General features: G+C 42.4%; 8 protein-coding genes. 7 read left to right on the top strand and 1 reads right to left on the bottom strand.

Annotation, left to right across the window (positions count from 1 at the left end; genetic code table 11):
- Positions 1 to 10: 10 nt before the first annotated feature.
- Entirely contained in the window at positions 11 to 2497 is a 2487-nt protein-coding gene (gene hrpB, locus BM156_RS16055) for an ATP-dependent helicase HrpB (protein WP_093920918.1), read from the bottom strand.
- Positions 2498 to 2853: 356 nt separating this feature from the next.
- Here hrpB and BM156_RS16050 point away from each other — a divergent pair, with 356 nt between their 5' ends.
- The 7 genes from BM156_RS16050 to BM156_RS16020 all read left to right on the top strand — a co-directional run bounded on the left by BM156_RS16050 (position 2854) and on the right by BM156_RS16020 (position 15168).
- Positions 2854 to 3447, top strand: a complete 594-nt coding sequence (locus tag BM156_RS16050) for an RNA polymerase sigma-70 factor (protein WP_093920917.1) — start codon at positions 2854 to 2856, stop codon at positions 3445 to 3447.
- A gap of 55 nt (positions 3448 to 3502) precedes the next feature.
- Complete coding sequence (locus BM156_RS16045; protein WP_093920916.1) at positions 3503 to 4567, top strand: FecR family protein; 1065 nt, start codon at positions 3503 to 3505, stop codon at positions 4565 to 4567.
- Between the two features lie 171 nt (positions 4568 to 4738).
- On the top strand, positions 4739 to 8176 hold the full coding sequence (locus BM156_RS16040) for a TonB-dependent receptor (RefSeq protein ID WP_093921008.1): 3438 nt from the start codon (positions 4739 to 4741) through the stop codon (positions 8174 to 8176).
- 12 nt (positions 8177 to 8188) lie between these two features.
- A complete protein-coding gene (locus tag BM156_RS16035; protein ID WP_093920915.1) occupies positions 8189 to 10180 on the top strand; it encodes a RagB/SusD family nutrient uptake outer membrane protein in 1992 nt (663 codons plus the stop codon).
- Positions 10181 to 10306: 126 nt separating this feature from the next.
- Positions 10307 to 11107, top strand: a complete 801-nt coding sequence (locus BM156_RS16030) for a glycoside hydrolase family 16 protein (RefSeq protein ID WP_093920914.1) — start codon at positions 10307 to 10309, stop codon at positions 11105 to 11107.
- Positions 11108 to 11225: 118 nt separating this feature from the next.
- On the top strand, positions 11226 to 13520 hold the full coding sequence (locus BM156_RS16025; protein WP_093920913.1) for a glycoside hydrolase family 20 protein: 2295 nt from the start codon (positions 11226 to 11228) through the stop codon (positions 13518 to 13520).
- 100 nt (positions 13521 to 13620) lie between these two features.
- Positions 13621 to 15168: a sulfatase family protein gene (locus tag BM156_RS16020; RefSeq protein WP_093920912.1), complete on the top strand. Its 1548-nt coding sequence runs from the start codon at positions 13621 to 13623 to the stop codon at positions 15166 to 15168.
- Positions 15169 to 15229: the final 61 nt, after the last annotated feature.

Below are 15229 nucleotides of genomic sequence, written 5' to 3'. Positions count from 1 at the left end.
CCTGTACCTGTCACGATTGCCTCCGTTTTACACCTCGCAGGGCCTCGGCGGTCCATGGATCATCTGGCCAAGCGTGTTTCGGATAACGCCTTTTCAGTTCTTTCTTTACTTCGAAATAGGCATTGTTCCAGAAGCTTCTTAGGTCTGAAGTAATCTGCACCGGTTTAAATCCCGGGGAAAGCAGGTGCATTAAAACATTGACTTGCCCGTTGTTGACTTTGGGAGTATCCTCCATGCCAAATACTTCCTGTAAGCGCACCGCCAGAACGGGGGCTTCGCCATTGGACTGATAAGACAGCTTAATGGCCGAGCCACTGGGTACTTTCAGTTTTTGTGGAGCTAATTTATCAAGCATTTGTTGTTGCTCCTGACTTAAATGATAATGCAAGGCACTTTCGAGATCAATCTTTTTTAGATCTTCTGGCTTGCGTATATTTTGAAGGTAAGGCGTTAACCAATTCGGATTGGTTTGTAGCAAATTTTCAGTTGAAACATCCGGCCATTGCGCTTCTGGATTCCAGTGTCGCAAACTTATCACCCGGTTTTGCCATTGGGTAACGCGTTCGTCAAAGTTTAACAGGTGTTTACCTTCTTTGGATATGGCTTCTGTAAGGACCGTTAAGACTTGATCGCTATCTGGATTTGGGAGTGGTTTTGATTGTAAAACAATGCCCCCAATTCGGAGTTCTTTTGTTGCAATCAATCCGCCTTTCTTACTGTCCCAGGCAATTACTTCCCGCTCTTTCACCAAAGGGGCTAAATCAGTTGGGTTGAGGGGTGATGCCAGAAAAATGGATCCCATGCCTTCGCGGGCGTTCAAATGGGCAACTGCTAACCAGGCTTCGTGGGCAAGTTCGTCTTTATGTCCGGCCATGGCAATGTTGCCATTCGATAATTGAAACTGCGCATTGTTTCCGGGACGAGCAAAAGCAATACGTTCGGGGTAGGCATAAACTAGTAACAGACCTGTTTCGTAAGGATTGACCATTTCGTTACTTGGTTCGCAACCGATAACGTTTCGGTACGACTCCGCAACTTTCTCAATCCGTTTCATCTTTTTACTGATGCGTTGAGAGGAGCGCTGCTTGCGTAGAGCTTCAATGCGAAGGTTAATATCAATGCCTGCTTCCCGGCCTAGCGGATCCCGTTCTTCCAGAATAGCAGCCAGGTCAGTTGCCAGTGAAACATGGCCGTTATCCTGTGCCATAATCAGCATGTGAGCTATGCGGGGATGACAGGGAAGGCGGTGTAATTGCTTGCCCAATGCCGTGATTTTTCCATCGTCCAGCGCTTCCAGCTCATGCAATAATTCTGAGGCTTGTTTAAAGGTTCCACGGGGCGGTTCATTGAGCCAGCAGAGTTGTTCCGGTGCGGTCACTCCCCATTGAGCCAAATCCAGAACCAGGCTGGCTAAATCCGCTTCCAGGATCTCCGGCGTACGTTGTTCTGCAAGTTGTTCGTGGGTGGCTTTGGTCCACATGCGGTAGCAGCTGCCGGGGCCAAGTCTGCCGGCCCGTCCAGCTCGCTGATCGGCCGAATCTTTGGGGACCTGAACGGTTTCAAGATGTGATAAGCCGGTTCGGGGATTGAAACGGGAAACACGTGCATAGCCCGAATCAATAACTACCTGCACGCCTTCAATTGTGAGGCTGGTTTCAGCAATTGAAGTAGCCAAAATAACTTTGCGTTTGCCTTGCGGACTTGGAAAGATTGCAGCCAGTTGCTTATGCTTTGGAAGTGCTCCGTAAAGTGGATGAACTTCTAGATTTAGGCGTTCGTTCCGAAGCAAACGCTCACATTTTTTGATTTCGCCTTCGCCAGGCAAAAATACCAGCACGTCACCTTCTTTTTCTTTGATGGCGCGAAGTACTGTTTGAGCCGTTAGCTCTGCAATGAGCCGGATGTCGTTTTCTCCGGTGTAGATCATGTCAACTGGGAAAAGCTTCCCGGAACACTGCACAACCGGGGCTTTTAATAAGCTTGATAATTGAGGCAGGTTCAAGGTGGCCGACATGATCACGATTCGTAAATCGGGCCTTAAAACCTGCTGTGCTTCCCGGCAAAGGGCAAGGGCCAAATCGGCATGAATACTTCGCTCGTGAAATTCATCGAAGATTACTGTGCCGACACCTTCCAACGAATTGTCGGATTGCAGCATTCTCGTTAGAATGCCTTCGGTGACAACCTCAATGCGCGTTTTGGAACTAATCCGGTTTTCGAATCGAATGCGGTATCCGATGGTTTCGCCAACTTCTTCGTTGAGTAGAGAAGCCATTCGTTCGGCAATGCCTCTTGCGGCCAAGCGACGAGGTTCCAGCAGAATGATTTTCTGATTGCTGGCTTTTGCCTGTTGCAGTAAAGCCAAGGGCACCAAGGTACTTTTCCCGGCTCCGGGAGGAGCGTTTACAATTAGTGTATTGGTCGCTTGTAGTTTCTCCTGAATCTCATCAAGGATCGTTACTACCGGCAGATTAATATGGTGGAAATTTAAATTCAAGATATGTATTGACAATAGTATGTTGAAACTCCGTAGTCGTTCGATTCTTAGTTTAGCATTTCTGTTAATCCATTCAAAATTAGGTATTACAAATGGCTTCCATGCTGAAACCTAAAAATCTGACGATCTATTTCTATAAAACAAGACTGCAAAAATAGAAAAACCGTTTGATTGGCTGTTAGAGATCCCATTTGTTGGTCTTTAGTTCGGATAAAATCAGGCTTCTCGGTTGATTGGTTCTGGAACTTATTTGTAGCGCAAATCGCCTACAACAATAGATCCCACTTGAATAACTTTGGACTAAGTTGCTCATATATACCAAAATCATCTTTATATTCGTAGCAAATTAGGGATGAATGAATCTGGAGCAGGAGCTATTAAGATCAATTTTTAATGGGAATAGGAAAAGCTTTGAAATACTTTTCCGGACACAATACGCCAGACTATGTGCTTATGCTATTAGTTTTGTTTCGCAAGAAGAAATTGCGGAAGATATTGTCTCGGAAATATTTTTAAAGTTGTGGGAGAGGAGAAAATCGATTCAGATAACTGGCTCTGTTTCTTCTTACCTGTTCAAGGCAGTCAAAAATTCGTGTTTAAACTATCTAAGCCGGGAAAAGAGCAAGAAAAAGACGGTTTCTGAGAATGAGGTTCAATTGCTTGATTTGAAAATGACTTATACCATTTCGGATAAGTATCCACTTAATGACTTGTTGAGCAAAGAGCTTGAGGAAAAGATTAAATACGAGATCGAACAACTTCCGCCGCAATGCCGTGAAATTTTCTACCTGAGTCGATTTGAAGAGATGACTCACAAAGAAATTGCAGAAAAGCTGAATATTTCTGAAAATACGGTAAAAGTTCAGATATACAGAGCTTTGGTGAAGTTGCGAAAAGGCCTAAAAGACTACTTGCCATTACTTTTATTAAAATTTCCTGACTTTTTTTAATCGCGTTGTAATACCTGTCTCCTGATTTTGTGTCCTGTCTATATAAACGGGATTAATGACACAGAATCAAAAAATACCAGATCGAATAAAAGTTGCTATTGTTAGCTATTTAAGCGGACAATGGGATACTTGTGATGCATCAGACTTGAATGTATGGCTGGAAGAGGATGAGCAAAATAGCGATTTGTTTTCCCGGTTAGTTGATATCTGGGAAGTGGATCATATGCTGCAGCGAGAGAAAAGCATTGATGTTGATCGTGCTTGGGAAAAGATGGAGCAGCAGATGGATAAGCGCAATTGGCTTGCCGGGCGTGTAAAACGCTTATCTCCTGCAGTTCGTTATGCAGCTGTAATCGTATTGGCAGTGTTGTTTGGTGCGGTTGGATACCAATTGCTACATCGGCAAATGCAATGGAGTTCAATGGCAAGCAACTGGATTGAATACTCCACACCCTACGGTTCTCAAACCAACCTAAAGCTTGCTGATGGAACTCAGATTTGGCTCAATGCGGGGACTACGATTCGATACAATGAAGACTACGGACGAATGAATCGGAATATAAAGCTCAGTGGCGAAGCTTTTTTCCATGTGGCAAAGAATAAGCAGCTTCCCTTTGTGGTCAACGCCCGTTCAGTTTCAGTCGAGGCTTTAGGGACTGAATTCAATGTAAAAGCTTACCCCGAAGAAATTCATGTTGAAACGATTTTGATGGAAGGTTCTGTTGCGGTTAACAAAGGTATCGCGTTTGGAGAAAATCGCCAAGTGATCTTGACACCGGGAGAGAAAGCAGTCTATAATTCAGATGACGGAAAATTAAGTGTTCTAACGACTGATGGTGGCTCTGAAGTTAGTTGGTTTAAAGATGAATGGGTGATTGAGAAGATCAACTTGGAAGGGATCGCCAAACTTTTGGAGCGCCGTTATGATGTTGAATTCGAGTTTACCGATGATCGTCTTAAAACGTATGAACTTCGCCTGACAATTACTGATGAAACACTGGAACAGGTGCTGACTGCCATCACTTACCTGGCTCCGATTAACTATAAATTGAATGAAAACGAAGTATTGCTAACCATAAACCCAGAAGAATTGAAGAAATATGAGAAACTACTAAAATAGAAAAAGAGAGATCCTGCCAGATCTCTCTTTGTATAAGTTAAATCATGTTACTGTCAAATTTCAACCTGTCAGTAACAAATCAAAAACCATTAACATTTCAAATTTATGAAAAAAAAACTGAAATGCCGGGAAGGTAATCTTGTGCGCCTTTCCAGGAAATTTGTTTTGACTATGAAACTTACATTTTTGTTAATTGTGTTGGGAGTGACGCAGTTATCGGCAACGGTGTATTCGCAGAACACAACCTTGTCGATTAATCTGAATAACTGTACCGTAAAAGATGTTCTGGAACAAATTGAAGAACAAACAGAATTCCGTTTTTTCTACAATGAAAAGTTCATCGACTTGGATCGCACGGTTTCTGTAAGGCAGGAACAAAAGAGTGTGGAAGAAATCTTGGATGGCGTATTTAGTGGCATGGAGATTTCCTACAAAGTGATGACCAACAATTTGATCCTGATTACTCCACGTGCGGATGATAAAACTGGAGTAATGGCTCAAATCGATGAGCTAAAGGGGAAGGTTGTTGATATGGATGGCGCTCCTTTACCGGGGGTTACCGTCATTGTAAAAGGAACAACAAACGGAACGATTACTGACTTTGACGGAGTTTATACCTTGCATGATGTGCCTAATGGAGCAACCCTGGTGTACTCTTTTGTGGGGATGAGAAGTAAAGAAATTGTTGTTGAAGGTCAAGCTGCAATCGATGTGACACTGGAAGAAGAGACAATTGGCATTGAGGAAGTAGTGGCGATTGGCTATGGTACTCAAAAGAAAGTGAACCTTACTGGTTCGGTGTCCAATGTAACTTCCGAGGTGCTGGAATCTCGCCCGGTACAAAATGTAGGTCAAGCGTTGCAAGGCCTTGTTCCTGGATTGAACTTTCAAACTTCTGGCTTAGGGGGCGAATTAAATCAAAGCCTTAGTTTTAACATTCGTGGTGCCGGAACAATTGGTGATGGCTCCAACGCATCGCCTTTGGTATTGATTGACGGAATGGAAGGAGATATGAATTCCATTAATCCACAGGATATCGAAAATATTTCGGTACTGAAAGATGCTGCTGCGGCATCAATTTACGGATCTCGTGCAGCTTTCGGTGTTGTACTGATTACAACAAAAACCGGGAAAGAAGGGCGAACAACCATCAACTACAACAACAACTTCAGATTAACAACACCTCTGGGACTTCCTGAGATGTTGGACTCTTATACATTTGCTTTGTATTGGAATGAAGCATCGGCAAACGATGGACAAGGTGCTAAATTCTCTCAAGAAGTTATTGATCGTATTTTGCAATATCAAAGAGGGGAGATTGACTATGGAACCATTGCCAATAAGAATGGCGATCGCTGGCAGTATTTTACAGGTTCGAATGCCAATACCGATTGGTTTAAAGAACACTATCGCGATGCTGCATTTGCACAGGAACATTCAGTAAGCATCAACGGTGGAAATGACGATATTCGTTATTACGTCTCTGGAAATTTTCTAGATCAGGAAGGATTAGCGCGTCACTCTGATGACCAATTTAGTCGTTATGCTATTACGGCTAAGCTAAATGCCAAATTGAGCAAGCACGTTCGCTTTAACTACAACTCAAAGTTGATTCGTGAAGATTATGAAAAGGCCACGCAGCAGTCAGGCTTATTTTTTCATAACATTGCACGGCGCTGGCCAACCGTACCGGTGAAAGATCCTAATGGTTATTATGCGATGCCAACTGAAATTATACAGCTTCGTGATGGTGGGCGTACGAACGATCGTTCTGACTGGGTGTATCTGCAAGGACAGTTGGTGATTAACCCGCTTGAAAATTGGAACATTTATGTTGACGGCAACTATCGGGTAAAGTACTATACTAAGCACCAGGATGTAACTCCGGCTTATGCCTATGATGTGGAAGAAAATCCCTATCCTGTAGGTGTTGTATGGAACTCGGCTGGTTATAGTTCTGTGTATGAGTATGACCGTGCTGATAACTTTTTTACTTCAAATATCTATTCTGATTACGAGTTTGATATTAACGAGGAACATAACTTTAAGCTGATGGGCGGTTTCAACTCGGAATTGATGAAGTATCGAACCTTGGCTGCTTCACGAAGTGGCTTGATTTCGCCTTCTTTACCAACCATTAATACGGCAACCGATAATAGCAAAGCTGAAGAAGGCCAATATCAACATTGGGCAACTGCCGGTTTCTTTGGTCGTTTGAATTACAATTACAAAGAACGTTATTTGTTGGAGGTGAATGCTCGCTACGACGGTACATCACGCTTCCTGGATGATAAACGTTGGAATTTATTTCCTTCCTTTTCTTTAGGCTGGAATGTGGCTAAAGAGAACTTTTGGACCTTCGATAATTTGATTCAGACATTTAAACTGAGAGGTTCATACGGTGAACTTGGAAACCAAAATACATCAAATTGGTATCCGTTTTTTGCACAGATGCCAGTAGGAATCAATAATGGTTCGTGGCTATTAGGTGGGGAAAAACCAAACACTGCAAGCGCTCCCGGTTTGATTAGTACCTTGCTAACTTGGGAACGTGTTACAAGCTGGAATATTGGTCTGGATTTAGCGATGCTAAATAATCGTTTGATGTTGAATGCTGATTATTTCAAACGGAAAACATTTGATATGGTCGGGCCAGCTCCTGAACTTCCCGTCATTTTAGGAACAAGTGTTCCAAAGATCAATAATGCCGACATGGAATCCTACGGTTTTGAACTGGAAGTGGTCTGGAAAGACCGCATTCGCGATTTCAGCTATTCAGTACGTGGAGTTCTTTCTGATGACCAGCAAGAAATTACCAACTATCCAAATCCAACCAATAAAATTAGCACATGGTATAATGGTAAGAAAGTTGGCGAAATCTGGGGGTATACAACGGTTGGCATAGCAAAAACCCAGGACGAAATGGATACTTATTTGACTAATGTTAGTCAAAGTAACTTATCAAGTAAATGGGGAGCTGGAGATATCATGTATGCTGACTTAAATAATGATGGTAAGATTGACGGTGGATCTGGCTTATTAGGAGATACAGGTGATCGGAGAATCATTGGAAACTCAACTCCGCGTTATCGGTTTAGTCTTGATTTATCTGCGAATTGGAAAGGCTTTGACTTTAGAGCACTTTTCCAAGGTGTTGGCAAAAGAGATTGGATGCCTAACGGTCCTTATTTCTGGGGTGCTAGTGGAGGTATGTGGCAATCGGCCGGATTTACAACTCATATGGATTATTTCCGCGATGAAAACTCAGTGATGGTTCAGGCTGGACATGCTGACGTCAACACAGATGCTTATTTCCCAAAACCCTATTTCGGAACTAAGAAAAATCAACAAACACAAACCCGTTACTTGCAAAGTGCTGCTTATGTACGTTTAAAAAACCTGCAGTTGGGATATACTATTCCTAAGATCGTAACAAGTAAATTGGGAATGAATAAAGTGCGTTTCTATATCTCTGGAGATAACCTGTTGACCCTGACAGATATGATCGATACATTCGATCCGGAAACAGTTGGGTTAGGAGGATGGAATGATGGAAAAACGTATCCTCTGGCTAAGGTATTCTCTTGTGGTTTAAGTGTTAACTTTTAATTGATTGAAACGATGAATAGAAAAACAACATATTCAATTTATGCGGTTATTTTGTTGCTTGCAGTCGCGTTTACTTCTTGCAATGAATACTTAGACCGTGAGCCATTATCGAATGTAACTCCCAATGATTATTTATGGCATGAAGCTGACTTGGCAGCTTATACTATTAATCGGTACAACTTCCCAACTCATGGAGGTTGGGGACCTGGAACATTTTCTCGTGATAATCATACTGACAACCAGGTAACCAGTGAATATAACAACCGATGGGTGCCAGGCGAATACCGGGTTCCTCAGTCAGGAGGTAGTTGGGGATTTTCTAACATTCGCCAATACAATTACTTTCTTGAAACCGTATTGCCTCGTTGGAAAGCAGGAGAAATTGGAGGAAATGCCGATAATGTAAAACATTATATTGGCGAAATGTACTTCTTGCGTGCCTATGAATACTTCAATAAAGTGCAAGCATTCGGTGATTTCCCTATTGTGAAAAACACCTTAACAGACCAGATTGATGAGCTCGTCTTAGCGTCGAAACGTCGACCACGGAATGAGGTTGCTCGTTTTATTATTTCTGATTTAGATTCGGCCATTGTGCTGCTGAAGGAAAACTCACCTTATGGAACAAATCGGATTTCAAAGAATGCAGCCTTGTTGTTTAAATCCAGGGTAGCGCTTCACGAAGCTACTTGGCTAAAATACCACAAAGGAACAGCTCAGGTACCAGGAGGGTCTGGTTGGCCAGGTAATGGCAAGGTGGATAATTTCAGCATCAATATTGATTCGGAAATTGAGTATTTCCTTGGAGAGGCTATGGAAGCGGCAGAAACGGTAGCCGACAATGTGCCATTGGTTGAGAATACAATGGATGATGGTTACAATTCTTCTGAAAATCCATATGCCGCCATGTTTGCGAATGAGGATATGAGTGGCTACAGCGAGGTGCTTTTGTGGCGTGCCTATGACCCAAGTCAAGGGATTAATCACAATGTAAATCACTACATCAATCAAAATGGAGGAAATACTGGTTACACTCGTGGTTTTGTCGATAACTTCCTGATGAGCAACGGACTGCCAATTTATGCAGCCCAGTCTGGCTTTGCAGGCGACGACTCCATTCAAATAGTTAAAACAGATCGTGATAACCGCTTGCAATTATTCATGAAAAGCCCAGGCGATTTACGATACATTGATAAAACCAATGTTGATGGAACGCCTGTTTTGGAAGGTTATCCTGATATTTTAGGGATTAATGAAGTGCGTTATGTAACAGGATACGCAATTAAAAAAGGTTTTTCATATCTAGAAGCACAATCAGAAGGAAGTGCCGGATCAATTGGAAGCATTGTTTTCCGGGCAACTGAAGCTTATTTGAACTACATTGAAGCTTCTTATTTGAAGGAAGGCCATATCAACGGAAAAGCAGATCAGTATTGGAAAGCTATTCGTGCCAGAGCAGGCGTTAACACCGACTACAACATTACGGTTAACGCCACAGAGATGAGTGAAGAGGCGAAGAATGACTTTGCAGCTTATTCGGCAGGCCAGTTGTTAACCGATAAAACTCTGTACAACATTCGTAGGGAGCGTCGTTGTGAGCTAATAGCAGAAGGGATGCGTATGTTTGACTTGAAACGCTGGCGTGCTTTAGATCAGCTAAAAACAAATCCATACATCGTGGAAGGATTTAAACTTTGGGGACCAATGAAAGATTGGTACAACGATGAAGATGGTGTTTCAAGATTGATTGGGGCCGGAACTCCGGATCAAACTCCCAACGTGTCGGGGGCTGATGATAGTCAATATTTGCGTCCATACCGGATCAACATGAATAATTCCAACTTGGTACGGGATGGTTACCGTTGGACTGCTGCTCACTATTTAGAACCCATTGCCATTCAGCATTTCATTATTACTGCAGAAAATTCAAGCGATTTATCGACTTCCGTAATTTATCAAAATCCGGGTTGGCCTTTAGAGGCTAACAGCGGTGCTTTAGATTAAGCTTAAACTAAGTTAGAACAAGAAATAGAGGCCACTCAAAATGTATTTATACATTTGTGGCCTCTGTTTCCTGTTTTACGAAATTTAACGACGAAATAGAACGTAGGAAATAAACAGATTGAGCAAATGAAAAGACAAATTATTTATTTGAACTTGTTCGTAATACTGATGCTTTGTTCATGTTCGAAATTGGAAGCCGATAACAAGGATTGGCAAATGATTTGGAATGATGAATTCGAAACCGATGGAGCTCCGGATGCGACCAAATGGAGTTTTAGTGGTCGAAGAAGTCCGGACTGGGCCTGTTATTGCACGGACCAATTGGAAAATGCTGAGGTTTTTAATGGTGTACTTCACCTGAGAGGTACCGTTAATGAGAATCCGGAGGATACCGCACAATTTCAGACTGGTTGTATTCAAACCAAAGGAAAATTCGATTTTAAATACGGAAAGCTTGAAGTAAGAGCTAAATTAAGCAAAGGACAGGGGTCTTGGCCTGCTATTTGGATGATGCCTGCTGAAGGCGTTTATGGCGGTTGGCCGAAGAGTGGTGAGATTGATGTGATGGAGCATTTAAATTTTGATCCTTATTTTTACCAAACAATACATTCATCGCATGTCGATGAGCTGAAGCAAAAAGACAATCCAATTTATTTTGCAAAAGCTTCGTTTAAGGAAGGTGAGTTTAATGTTTTTGGATTGGAATGGTATCCTGATCGGTTGGATTTTTTGATTAACGGCAAGAAAACGTTTACTTACCCCAAAGTGGAGGGGCAAGATGCAGTTCAGTGGCCTTTTGATCAAAATTTCTATATCATTTTAAATCAGGCACTGGGTGGCAATTGGCCCGGACCGGTAAATGCTGAAGATTTACCTGTTGAGATGCAGGTGGATTGGGTACGGGTTTATCAACGAAATAAAGACTGATACCCGCGGAATGCATTTGAATGGATGCAAGGTTAACCAGAAGTTGATGGTGCTGGAGGACATTGAGAAGATTGAAATCGTGAAGAATAAAATTGTATAACCTTAAATCATTTTGAAAATGAAAATTCAAAATTTAGTCTTTTTAGTCCTGTTTTTTCCTTTGTTGTTGTCGGCAAAGCAAAAAACAGGAATTATTCCACAGCCTGTGTCCATGCAGGTGCATTCGGGAAAGTTTGTTATTACGGAGAATACCGCAATCGAATTCAAAAAAAGCCAGACAGAATTGAAAGAAGCTGCTGCGTTTTTCGGCAAAGCGATTCGCGAGATTTCCGGTTACGAATTACCTTTCAATAAGAAAAAAGCTCAGACCATACGCTTGAGCCTCGACCCAATTAATACCATTGGCAAAGAGGGCTATCAGTTACAGGTAACTTCTGATCACATCGAAATAAAAGCAAATACAAAGGCAGGGATTATTTACGGAATGCAATCGTTACTGCAACTGTTGCCCCCCATCAGAACCAACGCGAAGTTGGAGCTTCCTTGTCTCGAAATTGAAGATTACCCTCGTTTTAAATGGCGTGGAATGCATCTTGATGTGAGCCGTCATTTCTTCGGGCCAGAGGTCGTGAAAGAATATATTGACCTCATGGCTTCGTATAAATTGAATGTTTTTCACTGGCACTTGATTGATGATCAGGGATGGCGTATTGAAATCAAGCAATATCCAAAGGTGACTGATGTTGGTGCCTGGCGAGTTGACCAAACTCAATTTCCTTGGGGCGATCGTCCACAAGCTAAAGCAGGAGAGGAACCAACCTATGGAGGCTATTACACACAAGAGCAAATCAAAGAAATTATTGCTTATGCTGCGGAGCGGAATATTACCGTTGTTCCTGAGATTGAAATGCCTGGACACGTTGCTTCAGCAATCGCTTCCTATCCGGAGTTTAGCTGTGCTCAGCAACCTCAATTGCCTTTAACCGGAGGCGACTACTCCAATACCTCTTCAAACTATTGTGCGGGCAACGATGCCGTATTCGAATTTTTGGAGAATGTATTAACAGAGGTGATTGATCTGTTTCCTTCTGAATACATTCATATTGGTGGCGATGAGGTAAACAAAGATTCTTGGAAAAAGTGTGATCGCTGCCAAGCCCGTATTAAAGAGGAAGGTTTGAAAGACGAGAACGAACTGCAAAGTTATTTTATCAAACGAATTGAGAAATTCTTGATTAGCAAAAACCGGAAGATGATCGGATGGGACGAGATACTGGAAGGCGGATTGGCGCCGGAAGCAACAGTTATGAGCTGGCGGGGTGAAGCTGGCGGTATTGAAGCTGCGAAAATGAATCATGATGTGGTAATGACTCCGGTTAATCCCTGTTATTTCGACTTTTATCAGGCTGGACCAGCAGGAGAGCCTTTGGCTTTTAGTGGTTTAAACAACCTGAAAAAAGTCTATCACTATAAACCAATTCCCGAAGAACTACCCGCTGAGAATGCCCATTATGTACTCGGAGCTCAGGCCAATGTGTGGACGGAACATATCTCTACCGTTGAACACTTGGAATACATGGTATTGCCGCGTATGGCAGCCTTGGCAGAAGTGGTTTGGACGCCAAAAGAACAGAAGGATTGGGAGAGCTTTAACACGCGTATTCAGGAAGAATACCGGGCATATGAATTGAAAGGATTACGGTATTGCCCAGGAAACTTCACGGTAGCAATTCAACCAGTTTCTCAGGACGGGAAATTGTTGGTGGCACTATCTACCGAGATTCTGAATGGTGAGATTGTGTATACCTTAGATGGAACAGAACCAACTCTGGAAAGTAAAAAATACACCCAACCGATTGAAATTGAATCAACGGTGCTATTGAAAGCGTCTGTGGTGTTACATGGTCAAATTAGAGGAGCTGTGCCAGCCCAACAACAATTTGTGATGCATCAAGCGATTGGTCGCGATGTGAACTACACTTATCCAGTTAGCCCTTACTACTTGGCAGATGGCCCAAATTCATTGACTGATGGGGTGCGTGGAACAGCAACTGTTGGCAAATTCTGGCATGGATTCAATGGCAATGATATGGTTGCTACAATTGACTTGGGCAAAAGCAAAGTGGTTAAGAATATCACATTAGGCTGTTTTCAAAAATACAAAGGCTGGATTTTTATGCCGAAGGAAGTTACCTTTGAAGCTTCTGCGGATGGGGTTGTCTATGAGGTTATTGAAACAATTAGCAATCCAATTGACGAAAATGCAGAAGAAGTGATTCATGACTTTAAAACGACCTATGGCAAAGACGCCAGGTACCTTCGTGTAAGTGCGAAGACTAATGCTTGTCCGAAGGGACACAACGGCGAAGGAAAGCCAGCTTGGTTGTTTGTCGATGAAATTATCGTCGAATAAGAGACTTTTTATTGGCTTTAGTTTCAGTTAGAGGCTAAAGCCAATGATTGTTTTTTTTAGTTTTGTTGAACGACAAATAGGAACTAACAATTTACATACTATGAACCAAAATTTATTACTACTCTTTGGAATGGCTGCTTTAGGAGGCGGATGTACCTCATCGGCACCCAAAGAGGCTAAACCTGAAAAACCAAACATTATTTTTATCATGACCGATGATCATTCGTACCAAACTCTGAGTGCGTACGACAATCGGTTTATTCAAACCCCAGGTTTGGATCGTTTGGCAAACGAAGGGGTAACCTTCACCAATAGTTTTGTGGCTAATTCAATTTGTGCACCAAGTCGTGCGGTTATGCTAACCGGTAAACACAGTCATGCCAACGGACAGCGAGATAATTCAGATACCTTTGATGGCAACCAACAAACCTTCCCAAAATTATTACAGCAAGCGGGTTATCAAACGGCTTTGATCGGAAAGTGGCATTTGAGAAGTAATCCAACAGGCTTTGACCATTGGAATATTTTGCCAGGACAGGGAAGCTATTACAATCCTGATTTTATTGATGCCAATGGGCGGCAACATTACGAAGGCTATGTGACTGATATCATTACCGATTTCAGTACCGATTGGCTGGACAAACGTGACAAGGAGAAGCCTTTCTGTTTGTTGGTACACCACAAAGCAGTGCACCGGGTTTGGATGCCTTCCGTTGAAAATTTGACGGCTTTCAAAGATCAGCAATTCCCAATTCCTGAGACTTTCTACGATGATTATGAGGGACGGACGGCAGCTGCGGAGCAAGAGATGAGCATTATTGAAGATATGGATTTGGTGTACGACCTGAAAATGTTGGATAAAGAAGGGGAGATCAAAACCAAGTATCGAAAAGCTTATGAAAACGGAGAGTATGCCCGCATGACTGATGAGCAGCGCAAAGCTTGGGATGCTGTTTATGACCCCATTATTGCTGATTTTAAAGCAGCCGATTTGAAAGGTAAAGAATTGGCAGAGTGGAAATACAACCGTTATATGCAAGATTATTTGGCCAGCGTAAAATCATTGGACGACAATGTGGGACGCTTGTTAAAATACTTGGATGATAATGGTTTGGCTGAAAATACCTTGGTTGTTTATACTTCTGATCAAGGGTTTTACATGGGAGAACATGGTTGGTTTGATAAGCGCTTCATGTATGAAGAGTCGTTCCGCACTCCTTTGCTGATGCGTTTCCCTAAAGGTTATGATGCGCATGGAGAGATTGATCAACTGGTTCAGAACATCGACTATGCACCAACCTTTTTGGATTTAGCCGGAGTTCCTGTTCCTGCCGATATTCAGGGAAAATCAATATTGCCTTTAGTTGAAGATGGAAAGTCAGCTGAATGGCGCGATGCTTTATACTACCACTATTATGAATATCCTGGCGAGCATGCTGTAAAACGGCATTATGGTGTTCGCACGGATCGCTACAAACTCATTCATTTTTACAATGATATTGATGAGTGGGAACTGTATGATTTGAAGAATGACCCGGCAGAAATGAATAACCTGTATGGTCAGGCTGAATACAAAGAACTGGCTGCTGGACTTAAAGCAAAGTTGAAAGAGCTGCAGCAACAATATCAGGATCCAATATTGAATTAATCATTTTTATAACTTTTACGACTACTTACTACTCATAAAACTACTGTGAGATCTATTGTTT

Source organism: Sunxiuqinia elliptica (assembly GCF_900113005.1).
GTDB classification, from domain to species: domain Bacteria; phylum Bacteroidota; class Bacteroidia; order Bacteroidales; family Prolixibacteraceae; genus Sunxiuqinia; species Sunxiuqinia elliptica.
Note: the sequence above shows the minus strand (reverse complement) of the source record. Positions and strands in the feature narration are given on the sequence as shown.